Annotated in this window: 20 protein-coding genes; 5 read left to right on the top strand and 15 right to left on the bottom strand. The window is 72.8% G+C overall.

Annotated elements, in window-relative coordinates:
- Positions 1 to 50: 50 nt before the first annotated feature.
- The 4 genes from OG514_RS19330 to OG514_RS19315 form a co-directional block, all read right to left on the bottom strand.
- On the bottom strand, positions 51 to 806 hold the full coding sequence (locus OG514_RS19330; protein WP_266896393.1) for an AIM24 family protein: 756 nt from the start codon (positions 804 to 806) through the stop codon (positions 51 to 53).
- Positions 807 to 824: 18 nt separating this feature from the next.
- Positions 825 to 1,505 carry an AIM24 family protein gene (locus tag OG514_RS19325; protein WP_266896391.1) on the bottom strand — a complete coding sequence of 227 codons (681 nt, stop codon included), beginning with the start codon at positions 1,503 to 1,505 and terminating at the stop codon, positions 825 to 827.
- A gap of 14 nt (positions 1,506 to 1,519) precedes the next feature.
- Positions 1,520 to 3,172: a TerD family protein gene (locus OG514_RS19320; protein ID WP_266896389.1), complete on the bottom strand. Its 1,653-nt coding sequence runs from the start codon at positions 3,170 to 3,172 to the stop codon at positions 1,520 to 1,522.
- A 158-nt stretch (positions 3,173 to 3,330) separates the two neighbouring features.
- A complete protein-coding gene (locus OG514_RS19315; RefSeq protein ID WP_266896387.1) occupies positions 3,331 to 3,906 on the bottom strand; it encodes a M48 family metallopeptidase in 576 nt (191 codons plus the stop codon).
- Between the two features lie 215 nt (positions 3,907 to 4,121).
- Between OG514_RS19315 and OG514_RS19310 the strand changes: the two genes are divergently transcribed.
- Both OG514_RS19310 and OG514_RS19305 read left to right on the top strand, forming a co-directional pair.
- Positions 4,122 to 5,261, top strand: coding sequence for a ThiF family adenylyltransferase (locus tag OG514_RS19310; protein ID WP_266896385.1), 1,140 nt, complete (start codon positions 4,122 to 4,124; stop codon positions 5,259 to 5,261).
- Positions 5,262 to 5,331: 70 nt separating this feature from the next.
- Positions 5,332 to 6,687 carry an AarF/ABC1/UbiB kinase family protein gene (locus OG514_RS19305; RefSeq protein ID WP_266896383.1) on the top strand — a complete coding sequence of 452 codons (1,356 nt, stop codon included), beginning with the start codon at positions 5,332 to 5,334 and terminating at the stop codon, positions 6,685 to 6,687.
- A gap of 10 nt (positions 6,688 to 6,697) precedes the next feature.
- On the opposite strand, the gene OG514_RS19300 is transcribed toward OG514_RS19305, so the two are convergent.
- The 5 genes from OG514_RS19300 to OG514_RS19280 all read right to left on the bottom strand — a co-directional run bounded on the left by OG514_RS19300 (position 6,698) and on the right by OG514_RS19280 (position 10,553).
- Positions 6,698 to 6,880 carry a hypothetical protein gene (locus tag OG514_RS19300; protein ID WP_266896381.1) on the bottom strand — a complete coding sequence of 61 codons (183 nt, stop codon included), beginning with the start codon at positions 6,878 to 6,880 and terminating at the stop codon, positions 6,698 to 6,700.
- A 107-nt stretch (positions 6,881 to 6,987) separates the two neighbouring features.
- A complete protein-coding gene (locus tag OG514_RS19295; RefSeq protein ID WP_266896379.1) occupies positions 6,988 to 7,311 on the bottom strand; it encodes a hypothetical protein in 324 nt (107 codons plus the stop codon).
- The gene (locus OG514_RS19290; RefSeq protein WP_266896377.1) at positions 7,308 to 7,676 is read right to left on the bottom strand and encodes a WhiB family transcriptional regulator; all 369 of its coding nucleotides are present in this window, start codon (positions 7,674 to 7,676) and stop codon (positions 7,308 to 7,310) included. The genes OG514_RS19295 and OG514_RS19290 overlap by 4 nt, the downstream gene beginning before the upstream one ends.
- Before the next feature lie 172 nt (positions 7,677 to 7,848).
- Positions 7,849 to 8,202 carry a hypothetical protein gene (locus tag OG514_RS19285; RefSeq protein WP_266896375.1) on the bottom strand — a complete coding sequence of 118 codons (354 nt, stop codon included), beginning with the start codon at positions 8,200 to 8,202 and terminating at the stop codon, positions 7,849 to 7,851.
- A 173-nt stretch (positions 8,203 to 8,375) separates the two neighbouring features.
- On the bottom strand, positions 8,376 to 10,553 hold the full coding sequence (locus tag OG514_RS19280) for an ATP-dependent DNA helicase UvrD2 (RefSeq protein WP_266896373.1): 2,178 nt from the start codon (positions 10,551 to 10,553) through the stop codon (positions 8,376 to 8,378).
- A 147-nt stretch (positions 10,554 to 10,700) separates the two neighbouring features.
- Between OG514_RS19280 and OG514_RS19275 the strand changes: the two genes are divergently transcribed.
- Positions 10,701 to 10,943 carry a mycoredoxin gene (locus OG514_RS19275; RefSeq protein WP_189835709.1) on the top strand — a complete coding sequence of 81 codons (243 nt, stop codon included), beginning with the start codon at positions 10,701 to 10,703 and terminating at the stop codon, positions 10,941 to 10,943.
- Between the two features lie 81 nt (positions 10,944 to 11,024).
- Here OG514_RS19275 and nudC read toward each other — a convergent pair whose 3' ends face one another.
- The 6 genes from nudC to OG514_RS19245 all read right to left on the bottom strand — a co-directional run bounded on the left by nudC (position 11,025) and on the right by OG514_RS19245 (position 21,854).
- On the bottom strand, positions 11,025 to 11,972 hold the full coding sequence (nudC, locus tag OG514_RS19270) for an NAD(+) diphosphatase (protein WP_266896370.1): 948 nt from the start codon (positions 11,970 to 11,972) through the stop codon (positions 11,025 to 11,027).
- Between the two features lie 35 nt (positions 11,973 to 12,007).
- Positions 12,008 to 13,426: a dipeptidase gene (locus tag OG514_RS19265; protein WP_266896368.1), complete on the bottom strand. Its 1,419-nt coding sequence runs from the start codon at positions 13,424 to 13,426 to the stop codon at positions 12,008 to 12,010.
- Between the two features lie 10 nt (positions 13,427 to 13,436).
- On the bottom strand, positions 13,437 to 16,892 hold the full coding sequence (locus tag OG514_RS19260; RefSeq protein WP_266896366.1) for an ATP-dependent DNA helicase: 3,456 nt from the start codon (positions 16,890 to 16,892) through the stop codon (positions 13,437 to 13,439).
- A 69-nt stretch (positions 16,893 to 16,961) separates the two neighbouring features.
- Positions 16,962 to 17,777 (bottom strand): hypothetical protein, encoded by an 816-nt coding sequence (locus tag OG514_RS19255; RefSeq protein ID WP_266896364.1) that lies wholly within the window; start codon positions 17,775 to 17,777, stop codon positions 16,962 to 16,964.
- A gap of 88 nt (positions 17,778 to 17,865) precedes the next feature.
- Positions 17,866 to 21,264 (bottom strand): ATP-dependent DNA helicase, encoded by a 3,399-nt coding sequence (locus OG514_RS19250; RefSeq protein WP_266896362.1) that lies wholly within the window; start codon positions 21,262 to 21,264, stop codon positions 17,866 to 17,868.
- A gap of 224 nt (positions 21,265 to 21,488) precedes the next feature.
- Positions 21,489 to 21,854 (bottom strand): MGMT family protein, encoded by a 366-nt coding sequence (locus tag OG514_RS19245; protein WP_266896360.1) that lies wholly within the window; start codon positions 21,852 to 21,854, stop codon positions 21,489 to 21,491.
- Positions 21,855 to 22,064: 210 nt separating this feature from the next.
- Here OG514_RS19245 and OG514_RS19240 point away from each other — a divergent pair, with 210 nt between their 5' ends.
- Entirely contained in the window at positions 22,065 to 24,722 is a 2,658-nt protein-coding gene (locus OG514_RS19240; RefSeq protein WP_266896358.1) for a lysylphosphatidylglycerol synthase transmembrane domain-containing protein, read from the top strand.
- Positions 24,723 to 24,864: 142 nt separating this feature from the next.
- Positions 24,865 to 26,439 (top strand): alpha/beta hydrolase, encoded by a 1,575-nt coding sequence (locus OG514_RS19235; protein ID WP_266896356.1) that lies wholly within the window; start codon positions 24,865 to 24,867, stop codon positions 26,437 to 26,439.
- Positions 26,440 to 26,448: the final 9 nt, after the last annotated feature.

Genomic DNA, 26,448 nt, shown 5'->3' with positions numbered 1-26,448 from the left:
CGCGTGAGGGGCGGTCGGCATGCCGACCACCCCTCACGTCTGTCCGGTGCTCAGTTCCAGGCGTTGTTCTGGTTCTGGGCGTGGGATCCGTGCTGTCCGGCGCCGAACTGGGCGGCGATGCCCTGGCCGATGGCCGCGTTCTGCGGGGGCATGACCTCGCTGGGCTGGACGAGCGCGAAGCCCTGGCCGAGGAAGCTGAGCTCCCAGCCCTCGCCCGTGTTGCCGCGGCGGCTGCGGATGTTGGAGTTGTGCGTCTGCGCCTGCATCTGGACGCGCAGCCCGGTGGACCAGGCGACGATCGCGTCCGCGTCGACGCTCACGTACTTGTCGGGCGTGACCTGCATCATCAGCGGCTGCCCCGAGGTCATCAGGGCGACCTTGCCGCGGCCGGAGATGTTGAGCTGGTACTTGCCGGTGCCGGAGACCCCGTACTGGCTGTCGACGGCGATGACCTCGGTGTGGAGGGTCGAGTCGAGCGCCAGGACGTAGGAGCTGTCGACGGTCAGGCCCTCCTGCTCGATCTCCACGACGTGGACGTACTGGGCGAGGTTGGCGAGGTAGACCGTGCCCTGGCCGGAGCAGCGCATCAGGTCCAGGCCCTCGCCGGTGCGGGCCTGGGCCCGCCGCTGGCTCGGGGTCTTGTACTCGCCGTCGAAGTCGACGAGTCCCTGGTACGCGACCATGGCGCCCTTACGGGCGAGGACGTCGTCCTGCCCGGTGAGGCTGACCCGCAGGAGCTGCGGGTTCTGGATGACGTACCGCTCCTGGCTCTGCTGTTCGGCGTGGTTGAAAAGCGGGCTCTGCATGGTGTGTTCTCGCTCCCCTCAGCCCCGGACCCGCAGGCGGTCGGTACTGTCTTCGCTCGGCTGTACGACGACGATGCCCTGGCCGGAGAAGGCCATCTGGAATGCCTCGCCGCTGCCCCGCCCGATGAGGGAGGAGGCCTTGAAGCTGCGCTTGCCCTTGACCTTGAGCGACGGCGACCAGGCGACGAGCGCGTCGGGGTCGACGTAGGTCTCGTCGTCGCCGCGGCCGCAGTCGACGACGATCGGCGTGCCGCGCGAGGTCAGCGCGACCCAGCCGGTGCCGGCGATCTCCACGTTGAACAGGCCCTGGCCGGCGAACTTGGCGAGTCCCTTGACCCTCTCGACGCCCCACTGGAGGTGCGCGTCGAAGGCGAGCAGGTTGGTGCCGTTGACCGAGATGGAGTCGTTCTGGAGGTTGATCACGACGACGTCGGCGCCGTAGTCGGCGAGGTAGAGCAGCCCGTCGCCGGAACACTTCATGATGGGCGTGCCCTCGCCGGTGGCCCACTCCTTGGCGACCTGACGGGCGGCCGGCGGGTTGGGCTCGTAGGTGATGTACCCCTCGTAGGAGACCATCGAGCCGGTCCGGGCGTAGAGGTCCTGGCCGGAGGCCATGGCCACCCTGAGCATGGTGCGGCCGTGGTTCTCCATCCGGGCCGCGACGGGGGTCGGGGCGTAGCCCGCGAGTTGCTGGTTCATGACTTCGGGCTCCCTCAGACCTCGTAGGGCTGGACGACGATGAAGTTGCCGGGGGCTCCCCGGAACTGGAGGTTCACGGTCTCTCCGCTGTGGCCCGGGTAGGCGTTGCGGCGGAGCCGCACCTGGCTGGAGAGGATGACCTGGGACGCGGACGACCAGGCGACGACGGCGTTGCAGTCGGCGAAGGTCGTCGGCGTGACGGGCAGCACCACGGGCACGCCGTGGGTCTTCACGACGACGGTGCCGGTGCCCTGGAACTGCATGGTGAACAGGGCGCCGCCGGGGATGCCGTGGCCCTCGATGCGCCGCACCTCGTACTGCAGGGACTCGTCGAACGCGAGGACGTTCTCCGCGGAGACGCAGATGCCGTCGCCCTGGAGCTCGATCGGGTGCAGATGGGCACCCTCCTCGGCGAGGAAGAGCTGGCCACGGCCGGTGCAGCGCATGAGCTGCATCTCCTGGCCGGTGGCGTTGCCGACGATCCGGCCGGTGAAGCCGGCGCCCTTGTGGGAGAAGTCGACCTTGCCCTGGTACATGACCATGGAGCCCTGCCGGGCGAGGACGGGCGTCGCGCCCATCGCCAGGTCGACCCGCATGAGCTGCTGGTTCTGCGGGGTCCAGCGGGCGCCGGTGGGGGTCTCCTTGTACGGCGCGAGCGCGGCGGCGAGCCCCGCTCCGGTCGCCGGAACACCCTGCGGGACGCCGGGCTGCTGACCGTACGCCGGCTGCTGCCCGTACGGGGCGGGGGCGGCCTGCCCGTACGGAGGCTGGCCCGGAACGGGGTACTGCCCTGGTGCCTGGGGCGGCACCTGCCCGGGGTACTGGCCCGGGGGCTGTCCCGGGACCTGCCCGTACTGGGGCTGCTGCGGCGGCTGCCCGTAGGGGGCGGGGGCCGGTGCGGGCGGCGGGACCGGCGCGGGCGCCAACGGCGCCACCATCGTCGGCTGCGTGTGCACCGGCTGTGCCGGGGCGGGCGGGGCCGGCGGCCCGCCGAACGCGGGCGCGGGTGCCACGGGCGCGCCGAAGGCGGGCGCGGGGGCCGGGGCCGCCGGAGCGCCGAAGGCCGGGGGCGCCGTCGCCTGCGGCGGCGGGGCGAAGCCGGGAGCCGCGCCCTGCTGCTGCGGCGCGACGGGCTCTTCCTCGGCGACCTCGCCGCCGAAGTTCCGCAGGAGCGCGTCCAGGCCGCCGTCGAAGCCCTGGCCGACGGCGGCGAAGCGCCACACGTCCTTCAGATAGAAGTCGCCGAGCATCACCGCGCGCTCGGTGGTGAACTCCGCACCCGTGAAGGCGTACCGGGCGACCTCCTCGCCGCCCGCCACGATCCGCAGGTGACCGGGGCCGACCTGCGACATCTGGCCGGCGCCGTCGATCGTCGCGGTGAACGACAGCTTGTGGATGTTGGCGGGGATGCGGTCGAGAGTCACGCGGAAGGACTCGGTGTCACCGGACTGCGCCCCGAGCAGCTGGACGGACTCCTCGGGCGTCTTCGGCTGGTTGAAGAAGACGAAGTAGCGGTCGTCGGAGAGCCGCTCGTCCGCGTCGAGTCCGAAACAGCTGATGTCGAAGCTCAGCCCGGGCGCTGCGATCTGCACACCGATGTACAGGTCGGTCCCGGCGGTGAGATCACTGATCTTGGCCTTGTGGCCGCGTTGGAATTCCCTGGCCATGCGTAACGACCGTCCCCCATCCCGAATGGCGAATGCTCGCGCCAGGCTAACGGGTGAGTGCGACATTGAGACAGGGCAGGTCGTTTTCGGTACGGAATCGGGAAACACCGCTCACCCGCGTACGGACGGTGTCACTCCTCGCGAGCGGCCGGGAGGTGTCATTCCTCGCGAGCGCCCGGGAGGTGCGGCAGGCGCTCGGCCGCGACCACGCCCTCCAGATAGCCGCGTGCCCGCTCGGTGCGGGGGTAGGCCTCCAGGAGCCGCCAGAACCTGGGGCCGTGCCCGGGGACCAGCAGATGGGCCAGCTCGTGCAGCAGGACGTAGTCCACGACGTACTCGGGCATGCCCTGGAGCCGGTGGGAGAGGCGGATGCTGCCCTCGGAGGGGGTGCAGGAGCCCCAGCGGGTGTTCTGGTTGGTGACCCAGCGCACTGAGCTGGGGCGGGCGCGGCCGTCGAAGTACTGCTCGGACAGGCGCAGCGCCCGCTCGGTCAGCTCGCGGTCCCCGAGGACGCTGCGGCTCTCCTGGGCGGCGAGCTTGTCCAGCATCACGCCGACCCAGCGGCGCTCCTCCGCCTCGGACATCCGGGCCGGGATGAGCACCACGGTCCGGTCGCCCTCGCGGTAGGCCGAGACGGTTCTGCTCCGTCGTGGGCTTCTGCGGACCTCGACCGCACTCGTCCCCGCACCGCGGTGCGGCTTGTCGGTCACGCTGCGCTGTGGGTCGGCGGGCACGGCCCCGACGTTACCCGCTGTCAGCGGGGGAAGTCCCGCCTCCGGGGCGGTTTCGGCAACGATCCGCTCACACCCCACACCATTTGAATGACTAATCCCCTTGCCTGTGGACAACTTTCGGCGACCGTCACGGCGGCGGGGCATTCTCGGATCGGGACGGCGAATGGCCGTTGCCGATCATGAAGCTGTCGATCATGAATGCGGGGGCGGGGGAAATGCATCCGATGGTGAAACCGGCGCTGCGGCGGGCCTGGCGGAGTCTCCACCGCGTCCAGTTCGGAGTCACTCCCGCGCACGCGGTGGTGCTCGACCCGGTCGACCAGGAGACGGGGACGCTGCTCGGGCTGCTCGACGGCACCCGCGGGACGGAGCTGCTGCGGGCGGAGGCGAGGAACCTGGGCCTGCCGCACGGACGCCTCGACGCGCTCCTCGGGCGGCTCGGATCGGCCGGGCTGCTCGCCGACGCCTTGACGGGGCGTCCGGGGAAGGTGGGGCCGGCGGCCGGCGCCGTGGACTCGGCCCTCGATCCGCTCCGCGCCGACCTCGCCTCCCTCTCCGTCGTCCACCCCGAGCCGGAGCGGGCGGTTCGGACCCTGGCGGCCCGGCGCACCCTGCGCGTCCAGGTCCGGGGCGCGGGGCGGGTGGGGTCGATGGTGGCGGCGCTGCTCACGGCGGCGGGGGTGGGCGGGGTCGAGGTCGTCGACTCGGGCCGGGTGGAGCCCTGGGAGACGTCCCCGGGCGGGCTGCCGGCCGAGGCCGTCGGCGAGCGCCGGGCGACGGCGGCCCGCCGTCTGGTCGGCCGGTGGCGGAGGTCACGCGGTCCGAGCGGATCGGGTGAGAGCGCCGGCGGTGTCGGACTGTCACTCGTCGTGGTGACGCCGCGGGACGGTCTCGGCGCGTACGTCCCCGATCCGCTCCCGGCCCGGCGATGGGTCTCCACCGGGACCCCTCACCTGTACGCCGGGGTCCTTGAGGCGACGGGGATCGTCGGGCCGCTCGTCCTGCCGGGCGGTACGGCGTGCGCGCGGTGTCTCCAGGAGGAGCGGACGGACCGGGAGCCGGTCTGGCCCCGGCTGCTCGCCCAGTGGCGTTCCGGCGCCCCGCACCCGCTGCCCGCTTGCGATCTGGGCCTCGCGACGGCGGTGGCGGGCCTTGCCGCAGCCCACGCGCTGGCCTTTCTGGACGGTGATCTCCCGGCGAGCACGGGCACCCGCTGGGAGGCGTCTCTGCCGCTGTCGGAGTGGCGGGCGGAGCGGCTGAGACCGCATCCGGACTGCCCTTGCGGGGCGGCGCGCGGCGGAGAGGGGGAGTGTGCCTCGGCAGCCGGAGGCGCGCAGGACACAATGGCGGGGTAACGGCCCTGCGCGGCACGGCAGGGCCAACCGCCCTGCGCGGCACGGCAGTCTGGGTTTTGGAGGGGCGCGTATGTCTGATCTTCCCCGGAAGGCGGTCACCCGGACCGCCAAGTTGGCCGCGTTGCCGCTCGGCTTCGCGGGCCGGGCCACCTGGGGCCTCGGCAAGCGGATCGGCGGGAGATCGGCGGAACTCGTCGCCCGCGAGCTGCAGCAGCGCACGGCCGAGCAGTTGTTCAAGGTGCTCGGCGAGCTCAAGGGCGGGGCGATGAAGTTCGGGCAGGCAATGTCCGTCTTCGAGTCGGCCCTTCCCGAGGAGGTGGCCGGGCCCTACCGGGCGGCGCTGACGAAGCTTCAGGACGCCGCACCGCCGATGCCGACGCGGACGGTGCACGCGGTCCTGGAGGAGCGGCTGGGCGCGGAGTGGCGGGAGCTGTTCCTGGAGTTCGAGGACAAGCCGGCGGCGGCCGCCTCGATCGGGCAGGTGCACCGGGCCGTGTGGCACGACGGGCGCGAGGTCGCGGTGAAGGTGCAGTACCCGGGCGCCGGGGAGGCCCTGCTCTCCGACCTGACACAGCTGAGCCGCTTCGCCCGGCTGCTCGGTCCGCTGATTCCGGGGATGGACATCAAGCCGCTGATCGCCGAGATGCGGGACCGGGTCTCGGAGGAGCTGGACTACGCGCTGGAGGCGGCGGCCCAGCAGAAGCACGCGGAGGAGTTCGCCGACGACCCGGATGTGCTGGTCCCGGCGGTGGTGCACCGCGCGGAGCAGGTCCTGGTGACCGAGTGGGTGGACGGCATCCCGCTCGCGGAGGTGATCGCGGACGGCACGGAGGAGCAGCGGGACCGGGCGGGCCAGCTTCTGGCCCGCTTCCTCTTCTCGGGCCCCGCGCGCACGGGTCTGCTGCACGCCGATCCGCACCCGGGGAACTTCCGGCTGCTGCCCGGCCCCGACGAGGACGGGGGGCCGGAGGGCTGGCGGCTCGGGGTGCTCGACTTCGGCACCGTGGACCGGCTGCCCGGCGGGCTGCCGGAGACGATCGGCACCTGTCTGCGGATGACGCTCGCCGGTGAGGCCGAGACCGTCTACGAGTTGCTGCGGGCGGACGGCTTCGTCAAGGAGTCCATGGCGCTCGACCCGGACGCGGTCCTGGAGTACCTGCTGCCGATCATCGAGCCGGCGGAGGCGGAGTCCTTCCTCTTCACCCGCGGCTGGATGCGTACCCAGGCGGCCCGCATCGCCGACCCCCGCTCCCCCGCCCACCAGCTGGGCAAGCAGCTCAACCTGCCGCCCGCGTACCTGCTGATACACCGGGTGACGCTGAGCACGATCGGGGTCCTGTGCCAGCTGAACGCGACGGTGAGCCTGCGGGCCGAGCTGGAGGAATGGCTGCCGGGCTTCCTGGAACCGGCGGACGAGACCCCCTAGGAGGGCGGGCTCACCACCAGGAGGAGTCGAGGCGGCCCTCGATCGCGCGGATGTTGGCGCGGGCGCAGTCCTCGCAGAAGTAGGTGCGCCGACCGTTCTCCACCGAACAGGTCCAGGTCAGCGGCAGGGTGTCGGCCGTCTTGCCGCAGCGCGCGCAGACGAGGGGCCCCTCGGGGGTACGGGCTTCGTTCACCCTTGTGACGATAACCCGACGAAGGGCCGGGGTCCCGACAACGCACCGCGGGGGCCGGTCCGTTCGGACCGGCCCCCGCGGGGGCGCCCCTGGGGGCGCGGTTTCGATCAGTGCATGACGGCCATGGCCAGCGCGCGGCGGGCGCGCAGCGAGACGCGCTCGGCGCGGCGCTGCATGCGTCGGGCGGCGACCAGGCGCACGGCCTGGCGTTCCGCGTCGACCTCACGCAGACGCTCGTGCATATGAGCACGGGCCAGGGCTTCTGGGGCGAGTTGCATTTCACGGGTCCTGTTCTGACGCGCGGTGGGCGCGGCGGAGGGGAAGAAGACTGGGGTCGCGGAGCCGGCGGGCTCGCTGGTGGAAGAGGTCATCGGGGCCTGCTTCTGGGGATCGTGCGTGAGGGGGCGGTCGATGGTTCCGGTGGCGCTCATGCCGCGACCGGGTTCTTGCGCGGACGGCCACGGGGCCGCTTGCGGGCAACGACCACGCCCTGGACGAAGAGCTCTCCGCCCCAGACGCCCCACGGCTCGCGCCGCTCCTTGGCGCCGGCCAGGCAGGCGGCCACCAGCGGGCAGGTCCGGCAGAGGGACTTCGCGTACTCGACGTCGGCCGGGGACTCCGCGAAGAAGACCTCGGGGTCGTAGGCGCGACAGGGGACGGGGACGCCCAGGTTCTCGATGGCGTCGTCGAGCGCGGTGAGCGTGGTGAGGGGGGTCAAAGCGGGGTCCTCCGTGAGGCCGGGCAGGGGGATCGATTCGGAAGGCGGTACGGACGGGGCGTGCGCTTCGAGTTGCACGGTGGTCTTTCCTCGTCTGGTCGTTCCGGCCTGTTGACCGGGGTTTCGGCTGGTACCGGGTGTGTCTGTCCCGAGGCGCCTTCGTGTCGTCGTCCTCGTTCGGAGACAAACAAAAGGGCCGCGGATCCCGGGTGGGGTTCCGCGGCCCTGAAGGCGCCGGTCTGATCATGGATCAGACTGGATCACTCCAGGGTTCGAGCCCACGGAAGGCCCACATCTTGTGGTCATGCGTCGTCGTCTGCTGCTGGGTGCCGGCACCGGTCGCCGCAAAGTCATAGGCCTTGGCCTTGCCTGCTGCTCCTGCTTCCAGTGCCTTGGTCGGTCGCTCATTGCGCAGCTCCACGGCAGGCCGCATACCGAGACCGGCAAGGCCGGCGACGGACAGACCGGTGCCAATGAACGCCGAGGCGGAGAAGCCGAGCGAGCAGGTGGAGGCGACGGAGCGATCGGTCATTTTGACGGTGCTGACGAAGCTGGCAGCGCTGACGGAGCCGGCGGTGCTGGTCTGAATGATGTTGCTGATCACGTGGAATCGCCTCCTCTCGGCGTCTCGGAGGGCTCGGGTGCGAGCCGGACCCTCGTATGTATTTGGACAAGTACAGCACAGAGACAGGGCTTCTAAGAAGCCGCTGTTTCCGTGGTTAAGAACCTATGGGGCCTGACGGGGCAGGCGCAAACTATTTTTCCCACGAGTTTTCCTCAGGTCTCGTCGACTCCCGCCCCGCCCTCCCCACCTGCGCAGATGGCCAGGACGTCGTCCCCGAAGCGGACCAGCTTGCGGGCGCCGACGCCGGAGATCGCGGAGAGCTCCCCGCCGGTGGCGGGGACCCGCTCGGCGATGGCCATCAGCGTCTTGTCGGTGAACACGCAATACGCCGGCTGGCCGAGCTCCCTGGCCTGTTCCGAGCGCCAGTCGCGGAGCCGCTCGTACAGGCCCTCGTCCATGTCCGACGGGCAGTCCTCGCAGCGCAGGAGCTTCATGGCGCCGGCCTCGGTGAGGGTCGCCCCGCAGACCCGGCAGAGAACCGGGCCGCGCGGCCCGCGCCGAGCGGCCGCGGCTCCCCGCTCGAAGGAGCCGGACGCGCCCGAGGCGACGGTGCCGAGGGACCCGGAGCCGGGCCGCAGGCCCTTGAGGAAGCGGCTGGGGCGCCGGGAGGCCCGGCCGCCCGGGGAGCGGGAGAGCGCCCAGGAGAGCGCGAGGTGGAGCCGGGCGCGGGTGACGCCGACGTACAGCAGCCGCCGCTCCTCCTCGACCTGCTCGTCGGTCTTGGCGTAGGTGATCGGCATCATGCCCTCGGTGAGGCCGACCAGGAAGACGGCGTCCCATTCGAGGCCCTTGGCCGAGTGCAGCGAGGCGAGGGTGACGCCCTGCACGGTGGGCGCGTGCTGGGCGGCGGCCCGCTCGTCGAGTTCGGCGACCAGGTCGGAGAGGGTGGCTCCGGACTTGGCGCGGGCGAAGTCCTCGGCGAGCCGGACGAGGGCGGCGAGGGACTCCCAGCGGTCGCGGACGGCGCCCGAGCCCGAGGGCGGCTGCGAGGTCCAGCCCTTGGTGGAGAGGACGGCCCTGACCTGGGCGGGCAGGTCGTCCACGTCGTCGAGGAGGGAGTCGTTGCCCCCGGCGCGGGCCGCGCCGCGCAGGGCGATGCCCGCCTCCCGTACCTCCTGGCGCTCGAAGAAGCGCTCGGCGCCGCGGAGCTGGTAGGACACTCCGGCGTCGGCGAGGGCCTGCTCGTAGACCTCGGACTGGGCGTTGATCCGGTAGAGGACGGCGATCTCGCCGGCCGGGACGCCGGCGGCGATGAGGTCCCGGATGCGGCGGGCGGTGCCCTCGGCCTCGGTCGGCTCGTCCGCGTACTCCGTGTAGACGGGATCGGGGCCGGGGTCGCGCTGGGAGATCAGCTCCAGGCGGTGCTCGGCGGCCCGGCCGCGGGCCTGGCTGAGCAGCCCGTTGGCGAGGTGGACGACCTGGGGGGTGGAGCGGTAGTCGCGGACGAGCTTGACGACCGTGGCGGCGGGGTGACGGGTGCGGAAGTTCAGCAGGTGGTCCGGGGTGGCACCGGTGAAGGAGTAGATGGTCTGGCTGGCGTCGCCGACCACGCACAGGTTGTCGCGGTCGCCGAGCCACAGGTCGAGCAGCCGCTGCTGGAGCGGGGAGACGTCCTGGTACTCGTCCACGACGAAGTGCTGGTACTGGCTGCGGATCTGGTCGGCGATGTCGTGGCGGTCCTGGAGGATGCCGACGGTGAGCAGCAGCACGTCCTCGAAGTCGATCACCGAGCGGTCGCGCTTCAGCTGCTCGTACATGGCGTAGATCTGGCTGATTTCCGCCGGGTCGCGGGGGGCGTCCCGGTGGGACTTGGCGACGATGGCCGGGTAGTCGGCGGGGACGGTCTGGGTGACCTTGGCCCACTCGATCTCGCCGGTGACGTCCCTGAGCTCGTTGCGGTCGAGGCGGACCCGGCAGCGGGCCGCGGCGTCGGCGACGAGCTGGATCTTCCGCTCCAGGAGCCGGGGCAGATCGCCACCGACGGCTTTCGGCCAGAAGAACTGGAGCTGGCGGAGGGCCGCGGAGTGGAACGTGCGGGCCTGGACGCCGCCCGCGCCGAGCTGCCGGAGCCGGCCGCGCATCTCGCCCGCGGCGCGGTTGGTGAAGGTGACGGCGAGCACACTGGCGGGCTGGAGTCTGCCCGACCGCACGCCGTACGCGATGCGGTGGGTGATCGCCCGCGTCTTGCCCGTGCCGGCGCCCGCCAGCACGCACACCGGGCCGGTCAGGGCCAGGGCGACCTCGCGCTGCTCGGGGTCGAGCCCGTCGAGCACCGCGTCGGCCGTCTCCGGGACCTGCGGGAAGAGAGTGGAGTGCGTTGCTGCTGTCACCCCCCAATGCTGCCAGGTCCGCCGAGCTTGCCGCGGAGGCTTGTCCACAGGGGGCGTCCGCGGTCATACGAATTCCGGGAATGGGCGGACCAGGGCGTACGTTCTTCTTCTCGGCACCCGTCAGCGAACGAAGAGGAGCGCCTCGCCATGCAGGGCACTGTGACGATGTACAGCACCACGTGGTGCGGCTACTGCCGTCGGCTGAAGAGCCAGATGGACCGCGAGGGCATCGCGTACACCGAGATCAACATCGAACAGGACCCCGATTCGGCGGCGTTCGTCGAGAAGGCCAACGGCGGCAACCAGACCGTGCCGACCGTCCTCTTCCCGAACGGCTCGACCCTGACGAACCCGAGCCTCGCCCAGGTGAAGCAGGCCCTCGGCGTCTGAGCCACCCGGCATGTGAAGAACCCCCGACCGGTACGGACCGGTCGGGGGTTCTTCGTCTGCGTGCGGGACGTGTCGTACGTCTCAGATCACGTCGCCCGGCTTCGGGAGCGGCTTGCCGTACCAGCGCTCGATCAGGCGGGAGGCGATCGAGATGCCGTACGGGGGCAGCACCTCGCCCGACTCGAAGGCGGCGGCCAGGTCCTCGCGGGAGAACCAGCGGGCCTCGTGGATCTCCTCGCCGTCCACGGTGATCTCCGAGGAGGTGGCGCGGGCGAAGAAGCCCAGCATCAGGCTGGACGGGAAGGGCCAGGGCTGGCTGGCGATGTACTCGACCTCGCCGACCGTGACACCGGCCTCCTCGAAGACCTCGCGGACCACCGACTGCTCGATGGACTCGCCGGGCTCGACGAAACCGGCGAGGGTCGAGAAGCGGCCCTCGGGCCAGTGGACCTGGCGGCCGAGCAGCGCCCGGTCCTCCTCGTCCGTGACCAGCATGATCACCGCGGGGTCGGTGCGCGGGTAGTGCTCGGCGCCGCAGGCCTGGCAGCGGCGGATGTGCCCGGCGGCGGCGATGACCGTGCGCTCACCGCAGCGCGAGCAGAAGCGGTGGAGGCGCTGCCAGTTCTCCAGGGCCACGGCGTGCACCATGAGGCCCGCGTCCCGGTCGGACAGCAGCAGCCCGGCCTCGCGGAGCCCCGCGGGGCGGGCGGACTGGTCCATGCGTCCGGGCAGGGAGTCCTTCTGGAGCGCGAAGTAGGAGACCCCGTCGGCGTCCGTGCCCAGGAAGTAGCGGTGGGTCTCGGTGACCGGGGCCTCGAACGCCGGGGTCATGACGAGTTCGGTGGTGCCGTCCGCCGTGTCGTCGATCAGCACCTGACCCCCGGAGACCACGAAGACCCGGGTCGTGGGGTGGCTCCAGGCAGCGGCCAGCCACGCCTCGTCGAGGCGGTGGTGCGCGGCACGGTCGATGCCGCTCGGAGCGGTGAGCGAGATCGGGCGGTCCGCTGACGCGTTCTTCAAGGTGCTCACAGGTGCTTCCAACTCCCCCGGATCGGTGTGTGGGTTCAGCGCGCGGCGGTGTGGAGGGCGGCGGGCAGGTCGCCCCACAGGTGCGCGGTCGTCTCTACGCCCTTCATGAGGAGATCGAGTTCGATCTTCTCGTCGGGGGCGTGCCAGCCGTCGGACGGGACGGAGATGCCGAGGAACAGGACGGGAGCCTCCAGGACGTCCTGGAGGTCGGCGGCCGGTCCCGAGCCGCCCTCGCGCGTGTAGCGGACCTTGGCGCCGTCGAAGGCCCGGCTCATGGCCCCGGCGACCGCCTTGAGGGCGGGGTGGTCGAGGGGGGTGAGGCAGGGGCGGGTCGGGGCGCCGAAGACGATCTCGTACCGGATGCCGGCCGGGACGAGAGGGGCGAGCCAGTCCCGTACCGCCAGCTCGATCTTGTCCGGGTCCTGGCCGGCGACCAGCCGGAACGACAGCTTGAGCTGGGCGGAGGCGGGGACGATCGTCTTGCCGCCGGGGCCCTGGTAGCCGCCGCCGATGCCGTTGACCTCGGCGGTGGGGCGGGCCCAGACCCGCTCCAGGGTGGAGAAGCCGGCCTCGCCGAGGGTGCCGTGCGACTTCGCCGTGCGCAGCCAGGCGGCCTCGTCGAAGGGCAGCTCGGCGACGAGGGCGCGCTCGGCGTCGGTGAGCTCGGTCACTCCCTCGTAGAAGCCGGGGATCGCCACGCGCTCGTCGGCGTCGTGGAGGGCGGCGACGATCCGGCCCGCGACGGTGGCCGGGTTCGGCACGGCGCCGCCGAAGGAACCGGAGTGGATGTCCTGGTCGGGGCCGTACAGCTCGATCTCGCAGTCGGCGACCCCGCGCATGCCGGTGCAGACGGTGGGGGTGGTCTCGGACCACATGCCGGTGTCGGAGACGATCACGGCATCGGCGGCGAGGCGCTCGGCATGGGCCTCGACAAGGGCGCGGAAGTGCGGGGAACCGGACTCCTCCTCCCCCTCGACGATCAGCTTCAGGTTGACGGCGGGCGCGGTGCGGCCGGTGGCGGCGAGGTGCGCGCGGACACCGAGGGTGTGGAAGAACACCTGCCCCTTGTCGTCGGCCGCCCCGCGCGCGTACATCCGCCCGTCGATCACGGTCGGCTCGAAGGGGTCGGTGTGCCAACCGTCCTCGCGGGCGGCGGGCTGGACGTCGTGGTGGCCGTAGACGAGGACCGTCGGGGCGTCCGGGTCATCGGAGGGCCACTCCGCGAAGACGGCGGGGGCGCCGTCGGTCTCCCAGACCTCGACGGTCGTGAAGCCGGTCCCGGTGAGCTTGGCGGCGAGCCACTCGGCACTGCGCCGTACGTCCCCGGCCCGGTCCGGCTGCGCCGACACGGAAGGGATGCGCAGCCACTCGGCGAGGTCGCCGAGGAAGGCGTCGCGGTGCTGCTCGATGTACGTACGTACGGCGTGGACGGCGCTGTCCGGGGTCTCGCTCATGCCCCCGAGCCTATCCGGCGCCCGGGGGTGCCCCGTCCGGCAGGAGGGCCTCCCCGGTGTCCGGCCGGGGCTCCCCGAGGAGGAGGGCCTCCAGCTCGGCGCGGCCGGGCAGCCGGGCGGGCCGGGCCACCTCGCCCGTCCGCACGTAGACGAAGGCTGCGGCCACGTCCTCCGGCGCGAGGCCGTGCTGCTCGGCCCAGGCCAGCCGGTAGATCGCGAGCTGGAGCGGATCGGCACTGCGCACCCGGCTGGTCTTCCAGTCGACGATCTCGTACGCGCCGGTCTCCGGGTCCCGGTAGACGGCGTCGATCCGGCCCCGGACGACCCGGCCGCCGAGGGAGAGGTGCACGGGGACCTCGACGCGGTACGGGGTGCGGTGGGCGTACTCGGTACGGGCGAAGGCCTCCTTCAGCTCGTCGAGGTCCCGCTCGTCCAGGATCTCCGGCTCCCCCGCGAAGTCCTCCCCGCCGGGCAGCTCCTCCGGGCCGAGGAACGGCAGCGGCAGCTCCTCGAACCGGGACTCCACCCACGCGTGGAACCGGGTGCCGCGGCGGGCGGCCGGCTGCGGCGCCTTCGGCATGGGCCGGGCCAGCTCCTGCGCGAAGCCGTCGGGATCGGCGGCGAGGCGGAGGACCTGGGAGGCGGAGAGGTACGCGGGGAGGACGACGTCACGGGTGGTCGCTCGGGTGCGGCGGAGTTCGGTGGTGAGGGCGGTGAGGTCGCGGTCCCAGGAGGCGATGGCTCGCGCGTCCTCGGGGGTGAGCGGGTTCTCGGGCACGCGAGGTGCGGGCACCGCGTCCGCGTGGGTGTCCTCGGGGAGGTCCTCCTCGTCCCAGAGGGGTTCTTCCTCGTCCGGCCAGAGGTCGTCCGGGTGCGGGTCCCGGGGAACGGGCGCCGCGCTGTGGGTGGTGTGCCCGCCCTCCCCCGGACCTCGTCCGGGGGTGCCCCCTCCGCCCTGCGGGACGATGGCCCACAACCGGGTGCGGACGAGTGCCGCCGCTTCCTGCCTGCGCTTGAACGACTCCGCGTCCAGCGGGAGCGGCCAGACCTCCTCCCCGTCCGCCTCCGTCAGCGTCGGGTTCTTCGCGTCCTTCTCCGGTTCCTCCGCCCAGGTCTCGATGTCGCCGTGGCCGGCCTCGCAGTGGTCGTACAGGGCCTGGAGGAAGTCCGAGGGGCCGCGGGGCTTCTTCTGGGACGGGCCCCACCAGTGGGCCGAGCCGAGCAGCAGGGAGCGGGGGCGGGTGAAGGTGACGTAGCCGAGGCGGAGTTCCTCGGTGTGCTGGTGGTCCCGCATCTCGTTCTTGAAGGCCGTGAGGGCCTTGGCGTTCCAGGTGTCGACGTCCGGCAGCGTGGCCGCGTCGCCGCGCAGGGCGTGCGGGAGCACCTGGGGCTGGGAGGTCCACGACTCGCGGGCGCGCGCGCTGGGGAACTGGCCGGTGACCAGACCGGGGACGGCGACGACATCCCATTCGAGGCCCTTGGACTTGTGGGCGGTGAGGACCTTCACGGTGTTCTCGCCGCCCGGCAGGGCGTTGTCGAGGCCCTTCTCGAACTGGACGGCCGTGCGCAGGAAGCCGAGGAACGCGAGCAGGCTCGCCTCGCCGTCCAGGGAGGCGAAACCGGCGGCGACGTCGAGGAAGTGGCCGAGGGTCTCGCGGCGGCGGGCGGCGAGCGCGTGCGGTGAGGCGGACAGTTCGACTTCGAGGCCGGTCGCCGAGAGCACGCGGTGCAGGACGTCCATGAGGGGGTCGGCGAGCGAGCCGCGCAGGGCGCGCAGTTCGGCGGCGAGGCGCGCGAAGCGGACCCTGGCGTCGGCGGAGAAGGCGAGGCCGTCGTCGGCTGCGCCGCCGGAGTCGAGGAAGGTGTCGAGCGCGTCGGCGAGGGAGACGACCTCGGCCGGGTCGACGCCCTCGACGGCGGCGGCGAGCCGCTGCTCGGGGTCCGGTTCGTCGCCGCCCCGGTGGACGAGGTGGCGGGCGCGGCGGCCGAGGAGGGCGAGGTCGCGGGGGCCGATGCGCCAGCGGGGGCCGGTGAGGAGGCGGACCAGGGCGGCGTTGGCCCCGGGGTCCTGGAGGACCTCGCAGACGGCGACGAGGTCGGCGATCTCGGGGAGGTGGAGGAGACCGGAGAGGCCGACGACCTCGACGGGCACGTCACGGGCGACGAGGGCCGCGTGGATGGCGGGGAAGTCGGTGGCCGTGCGGCACAGCACGGCGATCTCGCCGGGCTCGCGGCCGGTGCGGACGAGGTGGGCGAGGGAGTCGGCGAGCCAGTCGATCTCCTCGGCGTGGGTGGGGAGGAGGGCGATGCGGACGCTGCCGTCCTGCTCGGCGCCCGGCGCGGGCCGCAGCGCCTCCACGCCCGCGTGCATGGCGCGCAGGGGGGCGGCGAGTCCGTTGGCGAGGTCGAGGAGGCGGCCGCCGCTGCGCCGGTTCTCGGAGAGGGAGTAGCGGTCGGCGGGGCTGCCGTCGCGGTGCGGGAAGTGCTCGGGGAAGTCGTCCAGGTTGGCGACGGAGGCGCCGCGCCAGCCGTAGATGGCCTGGCAGGGGTCGCCGACGGCGGTCACCGCGTGCCCGGTGGCCTGCCCTCCGTCGCCCTGGCCGAAGAGGCCGGAGAGCAGCAGCCGCTGGGCGACGGACGTGTCCTGGTACTCGTCGAGGAGGACGACCCGGAACTCCTCGCGGAGGATCTCGCCGACCTCGGGCCGGGTGGTCGCCAGCTCGGCGGAGCGGGCGATCTGGTCGCCGAAGTCGAGCAGGTCGCGGGAGCGCTTGGCGGCGCGGTAGCGAACGACGAGGTCGAGCAGTTCACGGCGGGCGGTGGCGGCCTCGGGGATCTTGCGCAGCTCGGCGTTGCTCAGCTTGGCCTCGGCGAGGGCGGTGAGCAGCTCGGAGTCGTACGCGTGGAGCGTCTCGGGTCGCACGAGATGCTCGGCGAGCTCGGCGTCGAGGGCGAGCAGATCCGTGACGAGGGTCGGGAAGGACCGGGTGAGCGCGGGGTACGGGCCCGGCGCCTCGCGCAGTACGCGCGCGGCGAGCTGGTAGCGGGTGGCGTCGGCGAGGAGCCGGGAGGTGGGCTCCAGACCGATGCGGAGGCCGTGGTCGGTGAGGAGCTGACCGGCGAACGCGTGGTACGTGGAGATGCGGGGCTCGCCGGGCGGGTCGTCCGGGTCGATGACGTCGGGGTCGGTGACTCCGGCGCGGACGAGGGCGGTGCGGACGCGCTCGGCGAGCTCACCGGCGGCCTTGTTGGTGAAGGTGAGACCGAGGACCTGCTCGGGGGCGACCTGGCCCGTGCCGACCAGCCAGACCACCCGGGCGGCCATCACCGTGGTCTTGCCGGAGCCGGCTCCGGCCACGACGACCTGCGGGGCGAGCGGCGCGGTGATGCAGGCCGTCTGCTCCGGGGTGAACGGGATGCCGAGGAGCTCCTTGAGCTGCTCGGGGTCGGTGATGCGTGCGGTCACCTCAAAGAGGCTAACGCGGACGACCGACAGTCCGGTCCGGCCCGGCCCGGATCCCGCGAGGGATCCTCGTCACGCGGGCGTGCCCCCGTCCAGCTTGGACAGGTCCACCGTGTCGTCGGCGGGCGGGACGACCACGCGAACGGGCTTGTCGTAGTCGGAGAGGACCATCGCGCCGGGTTCCTCGCCACCTGCCTTGACCATCTTCAGGATGTACGGCTTGCCCTTCTGGGAGACGGAGACGGTGGTGGTCTCGCCTTCGGCCTTCTTCTTCACCAGGGTCGCGACGGGGGTGCCGGCGACCTCGGCGTCGGGGCCCCGGGTCAGTCCACGGCGCTCTTCCTTGTCCTTGTCGAGGTCGGCGAGGAGCGCCTTCAGGTCGCAGACTCCGCTGAGGTCGGCGCTGCCGGCCTGCCCCGGGGCGATCTTCAGCCAGCGGCCCTTGACCAGTTCGACGGTGGCGTCGATCTGTGCCTCGGGCATCCCCTGGGAGGCCATGGAGACGCGCCAGAAGGCCTCGTCGCCCTTCATGTACGTGATCCGGTCGATCTTGCGGAGTTCGGCGGTGCCGCCCTTGATCTTCATCACGCCGGTGCACTCGTCGTGGTCGTTCACCGCGAAGTCGATGTCGAGGGGCTGTCCCTCCGTGACGACCCGGCCGGTCATCCGGAGCGAGGTCGCCGACTGCGTCGCGGCGACGGCCCGATCGCCGATCTCGTCGGCGGTGAGGTCGGCGAACGGATCGGGCGACGGCGAGGGCGCCTCGACCGAGGGGGCGGCGGCCGGGACGCCGGTCGCCGCCGCCCAGGCCGCCACGGGCGCGGGACCCGCGGCGACGGCGACGGCGCAGACGACGGCCGCGGCGCGGAGCTTTCGGTGGGACGCCATGCGAGCCTCCTCGCGGTTTCCCCGGCCCCTGTCCACCAGGGTCACCCCGCGCACGCGTGCCCGCTACTCCGCGCCCCGGGCCGTCTCGTCAGTCGACGACCTGGCGGCCCTCCGGCTGTGCGCTGCACGAGGCGCGGAAGGAGCAGGTCGTGCAGTGCTGGCCGGTGCTGGGCGTGAAGCGCTCGTCGAGGACCCGGCCCGCGGCGTTGGCGAGCAGCTCGCCGACCCACTCCCCGGCGAGCGGTTCCTGCGCCTGGACCTTGGGGAGGGCGTCGCCGCCCTCCTTCTGCGGGGCGCCCTGCCGCAGCTGTACGAGTTCGGCGCCGCCCGGCTCCGGCCGCCGCCCGTCGAAGACCTCGTCGAGGGCGCCCTCGCGGACCGCGAGCTGGTAGACGGCGAGCTGCGGGTGGTTCGCGACCTCGTCACGGGTGGGGGCGGCCTTGCCGGTCTTGAAGTCGACGACGTACGCGCGGCCGTGCTCGTCGGTCTCGACGCGGTCCATGGAGCCCCGGATGCGGACCTCGTAGGCGCCCGCCTCCAGGGTCACGTCGAAGCCGTGCTCCGAGGCGGCCGGAGTGCGGCCGCCCCGGTCCATGACGTGCCAGCTCAGGAAGCGTTCGAGGGCCACGCGCGCGTTCTGCTTCTCCTGGGCCGACTTCCAGGGGGCGTCGAAGGCGAGGGCGTCCCAGACGGAGTCGAGGCGGGCCATGAGGACGTCGAGGTCGGCGGGGGTACGGCCGGAGGCGACCTCGTCGGCGAGGACGTGGACGACGTTGCCGAAGCCCTGGGCTGCCGTGGCGGGGGCCGCGGCCTTGACCTCGCGGCCCAGGAACCACTGCAGGGAGCAGGTGCCGACCAGGTTCTCCAGGGAGCTCGGCGAGAGGGCGACGGGCCGGTCGCGCTCGCGCAGCGGCTCCGTGCCGCGGGTCGGCTCGAACAGGCCCCACCAGCGGTCCGGGTGCGCCGCCGGGACCAGCGGCTGGCCGTCCTCGTCGGTGAGCGCGGCGAGCTCGGCCAGGCGGTGGGCGGCGGCGTCGCGGAGCGCGGGCGAGGCGTCCGGGTCGACGGTGGTGGCCCGCAGCTCGGCCACCATCGCGGAGACGGCGAGCGGGCGGCGGGGGCGGCCGGGCACGTCCTTCGGTTCGGCGCCCAGCTCGGTGAGGAAACGGGAGGGCTGGTCGCCGTCCTCGGCGGGGGCCTTCACGGCGGTGACGACGAGCCGGTCACGCGCGCGCGTGGCGGCCACGTAGAAGAGCCGGCGCTCTTCGGCGAGGAGGGCGCCGGGGGTGAGGGGCTCGGCGAGGCCGTCACGGCCGATGCGGTCGGCCTCCAGGAGGGAGCCGCGGCGCCGCAGGTCGGGCCAGAGACCCTCCTGGACACCGGCGACGACGACGAAGCTCCATTCCAGACCCTTGGAACGGTGGGCGGTCATGAGGCGGACGGCGTCGGGGCGGGTGTGGCGGCGGGTGAGGGTGTCGGCGGCGATGTCCTGGGCGTCGAGCTCTTCGAGGAAGTTGAGGACGCCGCGGCCGCCGACGCGCTCCTCGGCGCGGGCGGCGGTCTCGAAGAGGGCGCAGACGGCGTCGAGGTCGCGGTCGGCGTTGCGCCCGGCGGGCCCGCCGCGGAGAGCGGCGCGCTCCAGTCGGCCCGGCCAGGGGGTGCCGCTCCAGAGCACCCAGAGGGCCTCCTCGGCGGTCCCGCCGTCGGCGAGGAGCACCCGGGTCTTGCGGAGGAGGTCGCCCAGGCGGTGGGCCCCGCGGGAGTACGCGGGATCGTGCGCGACCAGGCGCTCGGGCTGGGCGAGGGCGCGGGCGAGCAGGACGTCGGAGGGGGGCGGGACCTTGTTGCCCGCGGCGCGCTCCTCGTCCCTCAGTGCCCGGCCGAGCCGGCGGAGGTCGGCCGGGTCCACTCCCGCGAGTGGCGATGCGAGCAGCTCCAGGGCGGTCTCTGTGGGGAGCCATTCCGCGGTGGCGTCGGGCTCCACGTGCTCGGGGTCGGGTGCGACGCCGTCGTCGGTCGTGACCACCCCTTCCGCTCCGGCGGAACGCATGCCCACGACCGAGGCCACGGCACGCAGCGCCAGCAGCAGGGGGGCCACCGCCGGCTCGTGCCTCAGCGGGGTGTCCGCCGCGTCCGTTTCCACCGGGACTCCCGCGGAGGTGAGGGCGCGGCGGAGGGACGGGAGGGAGGCGGCGGCTCGGGTGAGGACGGCCATGTCCTGCCAGGGGACGCCGTCCTCCAGGTGGGCGCGGCGCAGCAGGTCGGCGATGTTCTCGGCCTCCGCGGAGGCCGTGGGGTACGTGTACGCCTCCGCCCGGCCCCCGTCCCGCACCGGTGCGAGGTCCCGGTGGGCGCGGACCTTGTCGGCGGGGAGGCGGGGCATCGGCATCCGCTGGGCGAGCGTTCGGGTCGCGCCGAGCAGTTCGGCGCCCGAGCGGCGCGCGGTGCGCAGGACGCGTACGTCGGCGCCGCCGAAGGTCGCGGGGAAGTCGAGGATGCCGTTCACGTCGGCACCCCGGAAGGCGTAGATGGACTGGTCGGGGTCGCCGAAGGCGACGACCGTGCTCCCGCCCGTCGCCCGACCACCGCCCCTCACGGACGCTCTTCGGGCGGCCCCTGTCGCATCGCCCGCGAGCGCGTGGAGCAGCCGGACCTGCGCCGGGTCGGTGTCCTGGTACTCGTCGACGTAGATCGCGTCGTACGCGGGCAGGCTGATGTCCTCGGCGAGGAGCACGGCCCGGTGGACGAGCTCCGTGTAGTCGAGGACGCCCTGGAGGTCGAGGACGTCGAGGTACTCGGCGAGGAAGCCGGCCGCCGCCTTCCAGTCGGGCCGGCCGACCCGCTGCGCGAAGTCGGCGAGGGCTTCGGGTCCGAGGCCCAGTTCGCGGGAGCGCGCGAGGACGGCCCGTACCTCGTCGGCGAAGCCGCGGGTGGTGAGGCAGGCGCGCAGTTCGTCGGGCCAGCGGATGCTCCCGAGGCCGGCCTTCTCCAGGTCGATGTGGCCGGCGAGGAGCTCGCGTACGGCGAGGTCCTGCTCGGGTCCGGAGAGCAGCCGCAACGGTTCGGCGAAGAGTTCGGCGTCCTGGTGGGCGCGGATCAGGGCGTAGCAGTACGAGTGGAAGGTGGTGGCCTGAGGCGGGCGGCGGCCGCCGAGCCGGGCGGCCATGCGGTCGCGGAGTTCGACGGCGGCCTTGCGGCTGAAGGTGAGGACGAGGAGCCGTTCGGGGTCGGCGCCGTTCTCCATCCGGGCGGCGACGGCCTCGACCAGGGTCGTCGTCTTGCCGGTGCCGGGTCCGGCGAGGACGAGAAGAGGTCCGCCGGCGTGGTCAACCACTTCCCGTTGGGTTGCGTCCAGCTGAGGGGGATCCAGCGGGGCCGGCGTGGTACGCACCAGTCGGTACGCGCCCGGGGTCCGCTGCCGTCCCGAACCCGGGTACGGCTGTCCCTGGTGCGGCGGCGTACGCCGGGTGGTCGAGGAGGTACTCACGTGGGTCGCCGGTCCTGGTGGGAGTGGTGGTGCGGGTGAGGCGGCCGTCCGCCGTGGCCGGCCGGCGGGCTCTCCGGCCCGCCGTCGCCTCGGGAGACGCGAACGTCGACGTTACGCGAAACGGCCCGTCGCCGAGCCGTACTCCGTACCCCGTTCCGTCCCGTGTGCGCCCCGCCCGCCGCCGCCCGTGCCCCGACCGGCCCGTGTGTCCTCGGCCGACGCCCTCAGGTGTGAGTTCCGTCCCAGCGGGCCCGCCGCATGTCGATCTTCGGCGCGTGTCCCTCGGCCGCGCGGCCCGCCTCGCGGAGCGGGGTGCCCTCCTCGCGGTAGTGGTCGAGGGCTCTCAGCTCGTGCCCGGGGAGCAGGGTGCCGTCCGCGCGGACCACCCGCCACCAGGGGGCCGTCCCGCCGTACAGGGCCATCACCCGGCCGACCTGACGCGGGCCGCCCTCGCCCAGCCATTCGGCGACGTCGCCATAGGTCATCACCCGGCCGGGCGGGATTCCGTCGGCGACGTCGAGCACCCGCTCCGCGTACTCGGGCAGTTCTCCGGTCTCCCCCACGGGCACCTCCATGCTCATCCGCCCCATCCTGCCTCACCCCACCGACATGGCCCTGATGCCTCCGCGCGGCGGCTCTTCGTGCCACCATCGTGCGGGCGGTGACTGGTGATACGAGATCAAGAGCGACAAATACACGAACAAGACCACGGCCGAGAGCAAGGCCTGGAGCCAGAGCAAGAACGAAATCGCGAGCAAGAACGAGAACGACAAGACGCACATGCAGAGACGGACATGGTGATGGGGCAGGACACTCAGCCTCCGGAGGAGGCCCGGCCCGACCTGCCCGAACGGGTCTCCGGCGACGAGCCGCTGCTCGCCGCCCGCGTCCACCGGCCCTCCGACCTGATGCGGCTGCTCGCCGGTCTGCTCGCCATCGGGCTCGTCATCGCCGTCGCCGCGTTCGCCCACGCGACGACCTCGGGCCTTGAGGAGGACATCAACAAGGGCGCCGGCGGCGCACCCGATGTCTTCGTCAAGATCGCCGGTCTCGTCTCCTCCATCGCCGTCCTGCTCGTACCCGTCGCCTTCGCCATCGAACGCCTGATCAAACGTGACGGGCTGCGCATCGCGGACGGTGTCCTCGCCGCCGTCCTCGCGCACGGCGTCACCCTCGCCACCGACCTCTGGGTCGCCCAGGCCGCGCCCGGCACCATCCAGGACGCGCTGACCCAGCCGGCGTCCGGCGGCGGGCTCACCGACCCCGTGCACAACTACCTCGCCCCGGTGATCGCGTACATGACCGCCGTCGGCATGGCCCGCAGACCCCGCTGGCGGGTGTCGCTCTGGGCGGTGCTGCTGCTCGACGCGTTCACCATGCTGGTGGCCGGCTACACCACCGCGCTCTCGATCATCCTGACCGTCCTGATCGGCTGGACGGTGGCGTACGGCACGCTGTACGCGGTCGGCTCCCCCAACGTCCGGCCCACCGGGCAGACCCTCCTCGCCGGTCTGCGCCGGGTCGGCTTCCGGCCGGTCACGGCGCTGCGCGCCGAGGGCGTGCCCGACTCTTCGGACAGCGGCGACCGGGGCCGCCGGTACATCGTGACGCTGGAGGACGGACCGCCGCTCGACGTCACCGTCGTCGACCGCGAGCAGCAGGCGCACGGCTTCTTCTACCGCGCCTGGCGGCGGATCACCCTGCGGACGATCACCACCCGCCGGTCGATCGTCTCGCTGCGGCAGGCGCTGGAGCAGGAGGCGCTCCTCGCGTACGCGGCGATCGCCGCCGGGGCGAACGCGCCGAAGCTGATCGCCACCTCCGAGCTCGGTCCGGACGCCGTGATGCTCGTCTACGAGCACGTCGGCGGCCGGAGCCTCGACTCCCTCGACGACGACGAGATCACCGACGAGCTGGTCCGCAGCGCCTGGCGGCAGGTACGGGCGCTGCAGTCGCGCCGGATCGCGCACCGCCGGCTCACGGGCGACGCGATCCTGGTGGATCGTTCCGGCAGGGTGATCCTCACCGATCTGCGGGGCGGCGAGATCGCGGCCGGCGATCTGATCCTGCGGATGGACATCGCCCAGCTGCTCACCACCCTCGGTCTGCGGGTCGGGGCCGAGCGGGCGGTCGCCTCGGCCGTCGAGGTCCTCGGGCCGGACACCGTCGCCGACTGTCTGCCCCTGCTCCAGCCGATCGCGCTGAGCCGCTCCACGCGCGCGACGCTCCGGAAACTGGCCCGCGAACGGTCGGCACGCGAGCGGGAGGCCGTACTCGCGGCCTCGGAGGCGGCCAAGCACGAACGGGAGCTGGCGAAGGCCCGGGTGGCCGAGGCCGCCGCCGATCCGACCTCCGTACGGGGCGAGACGAAGGCCGAGAAGAAAGCCGACAAGAAGGCCGACAAGAAGGCCGAGAAGCGGGCCCTCGACACGGCGCTCGACGAGGCCCGCGAGGAGGACCTGCTGGCCCAGATCCGGCAGCAGGTGCTGCTCATCCGCCCGCAGGCGCCGGCGGAGCCGGTCCGCCTGGAGCGGATCAAGCCGCGGACCCTGGTCAGCCTGATCGCGGGCGCGGTCGCCGCGTACTTCCTGCTGTCGCAGATCTCCCAGACGCCGCTGTCGACGATCAGCGAGGCGGACTGGCGGTGGGTCGCGGCCGCGGTGCTGTTCTCCGCGGTCAGCTATGTGGCGGCGGCCATGAGCCTGCTCGGCTTCGTGCCGGAGCGGGTCGGGTTCTGGCGGACGGTGGTGGCGCAGGTCGCCGGGTCGTTCGTGAAGATCGTCGCCCCGGCCGCGGTCGGCGGCGTCGCCCTGAACACCCGCTTCCTCCAGCGCTCCGGCGTACGGCCGGGACTGGCGGTGGCGAGCGTCGGCGCCTCCCAGCTCTTCGGGCTCGGGGCGCACATCCTGCTCCTGTTCGCCTTCGGCTATCTGACGGGAACGGAGCGGTCGCAGTCCTTCACCCCGTCGAGGACGGTCATCGCCGGCCTCCTCACGGTCGCGGTGCTCGTGCTCGTCGTCACGGCGATCCCGTTCATGCGGAAGTTCGTCTCGACGCGGCTGCGCTCGCTCTTCGCCGGTGTGGTGCCGCGCATGCTGGACGTGCTCCAGCGGCCGATGAAGCTGGTCACCGGCATCGGCGGGATGCTGCTGCTCACCCTCACCTTCGTGCTCTGCCTGGACGCCTCGATCCGGGCCTTCGACCACAACGACGTGTCGATCAGCTACGCGAGCGTGGCCGTCGTCTTCCTCGCGGGCAACGCGCTCGGCTCGGCGGCGCCGACCCCGGGCGGCGTGGGAGCGGTCGAGTACGCGCTCACCCTGGGTCTGGTGGCGGTCGGCCTCCCCATCGAGGTCGCGACCCCGGCCGTCCTGCTCTACCGCCTGCTGACCCTGTGGATCCCGGTCCTCCCGGGCTGGATCTGCTTCAACTGGCTGACGAAACGCGAAGCGCTGTGAGCAGCGGAGTCCCTCAGGGCCTGTCCGGCGGATCAGGCCGGGGCCGCGGCGCCCGGTCCTGATCCGCCGGACACCCCCTGGGCGCCACCCGCATGGACCTCCGTCCCGCGCGGCGGCCGAGGCGGCGGCCCACCATGGGCGTATGCCGATCTCCGCCGCCCAGCGCGCTGCTCTGCTCACCGCCACGACCGTGCTGCTCGCCGCCGGGTGCTCGGACGGGGGCGACAAGGCGGCGGACCAGGCGGACCCGAGCGGCTCGGCCGGGGTCTCGGCGCTGGCGGCCCAGAAGCTCGCCTGGGCGCCGTGTCCGGCGCCGTCCGCCGCCGAGGGCGGCGGGGAGCCGCCCGCCCCGCTCCCCGGGAACGTCGCCTGGGAGTGCTCCTTCCTCCAGACGCCGCTCGACTGGTCGGTGCCGGAGGGCGAGACCATCGAGCTCGCGCTGATCCGGGCTCCCGCCCGCGACAAGGACCGGCGGATCGGTTCGCTCGTCTTCAACTTCGGCGGGCCCGGCGGCTCCGGCATCACCGGACTGCCCAGCTTCGCGAAGGACTACGAGACCCTGCGCAGCCGCTACGACCTGGTGTCCTTCGACCCGCGCGGGGTGGGCCGCAGCGAACCGGTCGAATGCGCGACCGACAAGGAGCTCGACGCCTACTACGCCCTGGACTTCACGCCCGACGACGAGGCCGAGGAGCTGACGCTCTCCGAGGCGCAGAAGAAGTACGCGGCCGGCTGCGAGAGGGACGCGGGCCCGGCCCTGCCGCACGTCGGCACCGAGAACGCCGCCCGGGACATGGACCTGATGCGCCAGGTCCTCGGCGACGACAAGCTCCACTACTTCGGCATCTCGTACGGCACCGAACTCGGCGGCGTCTACGCCCATCTGTTCCCCAAGAACGTCGGCCGGGCCGTCTTCGACGCGGTCGTCGACCCGGAGGCGGGCGTCGAGGAAGGCGCGCTCGGCCAGGCGAAGGGCTTCCAGCTCGCCCTGGACAACTTCGCCCAGGACTGTGTGGACCGCGGCGACGAGTGCACCCTGCCCGGCTCGACCGTCGCCGAGATCGAGACCTTCGTGATCGATCTCCTCGCCTCCCTCGACGAGGAGCCGATCGCCGGCATCGGCGAACGCAAGCTCACCCAGACGCAGGCCACCAACGGCATCGCGCAGGCCCTCTACTCCAAGGAGTACTGGACCTATCTGGAGCAGGGCCTCTCCGATGCCGAGGGCGGCGACGGGGCGCTGCTCCTCACCCTCTCGGACTCGATGAACGGGCGCGGCCAGAACGGTTCCTACAGCAACATCCAGGCGGCCAACGCCGCCATCAACTGCGTGGACTTCAAGGAGCGCTACACCCTCGGCCAGGCCAAGGAGCGGCTCGGCACCTTCCGCGAGGCCTCCCCCGTCTTCGGCGACTTCATGGGCTGGGCGCTGGCCGGCTGCTCGCAGTGGCCGGTGGCCGGGACCTGGGAGCACCCGGACGTCTCCGCCCCCGATGCGGCGCCGATCCTGGTCGTCGGCAACACCGGCGACCCGGCCACGCCGTACGAGGGCGCCCGGTCGATGGTGAAGGCGCTCGGAGACGGCGTCGGCGTGGAGCTGACGTACGAGGGCGAGGGCCATGGCGCCTACAACAGCGGCAGCGCGTGCGTGAAGAAGGCGGTCGACGCGTACCTCCTGGACGGAAAGGTCCCGGCCTCCGGCACCGTCTGCAAGTAGCCCGGAGGG

It is taken from the genome of Streptomyces sp. NBC_00572, from assembly GCF_026341815.1.
In the GTDB taxonomy this organism is placed as follows: Bacteria; Actinomycetota; Actinomycetes; order Streptomycetales; family Streptomycetaceae; genus Streptomyces.
This window is presented reverse-complemented; position numbering and strand designations above follow the sequence as displayed.

What these genes read in the sequence shown, in the direction of transcription:
- OG514_RS19295 (WP_266896379.1), bottom strand. Translation starts at nt 7,311, where the DNA reads ATGAGCGCCACCGGAACCATCGACCGCCCCCTCACGCACGATCCCCAG.
- OG514_RS19305 (WP_266896383.1), top strand. Translation starts at nt 5,332, where the DNA reads ATGTCTGATCTTCCCCGGAAGGCGGTCACCCGGACCGCCAAGTTGGCC.
- OG514_RS19235 (WP_266896356.1), top strand. Translation starts at nt 24,865, where the DNA reads ATGCCGATCTCCGCCGCCCAGCGCGCTGCTCTGCTCACCGCCACGACC.
- OG514_RS19325 (WP_266896391.1), bottom strand. Translation starts at nt 1,505, where the DNA reads ATGAACCAGCAACTCGCGGGCTACGCCCCGACCCCCGTCGCGGCCCGG.
- OG514_RS19245 (WP_266896360.1), bottom strand. Translation starts at nt 21,854, where the DNA reads ATGGGGCGGATGAGCATGGAGGTGCCCGTGGGGGAGACCGGAGAACTG.
- OG514_RS19320 (WP_266896389.1), bottom strand. Translation starts at nt 3,172, where the DNA reads ATGGCCAGGGAATTCCAACGCGGCCACAAGGCCAAGATCAGTGATCTC.
- OG514_RS19330 (WP_266896393.1), bottom strand. Translation starts at nt 806, where the DNA reads ATGCAGAGCCCGCTTTTCAACCACGCCGAACAGCAGAGCCAGGAGCGG.
- OG514_RS19275 (WP_189835709.1), top strand. Translation starts at nt 10,701, where the DNA reads ATGCAGGGCACTGTGACGATGTACAGCACCACGTGGTGCGGCTACTGC.
- OG514_RS19265 (WP_266896368.1), bottom strand. Translation starts at nt 13,426, where the DNA reads ATGAGCGAGACCCCGGACAGCGCCGTCCACGCCGTACGTACGTACATC.
- OG514_RS19310 (WP_266896385.1), top strand. Translation starts at nt 4,122, where the DNA reads ATGCATCCGATGGTGAAACCGGCGCTGCGGCGGGCCTGGCGGAGTCTC.
- OG514_RS19255 (WP_266896364.1), bottom strand. Translation starts at nt 17,777, where the DNA reads ATGGCGTCCCACCGAAAGCTCCGCGCCGCGGCCGTCGTCTGCGCCGTC.
- OG514_RS19240 (WP_266896358.1), top strand. Translation starts at nt 22,065, where the DNA reads ATGGGGCAGGACACTCAGCCTCCGGAGGAGGCCCGGCCCGACCTGCCC.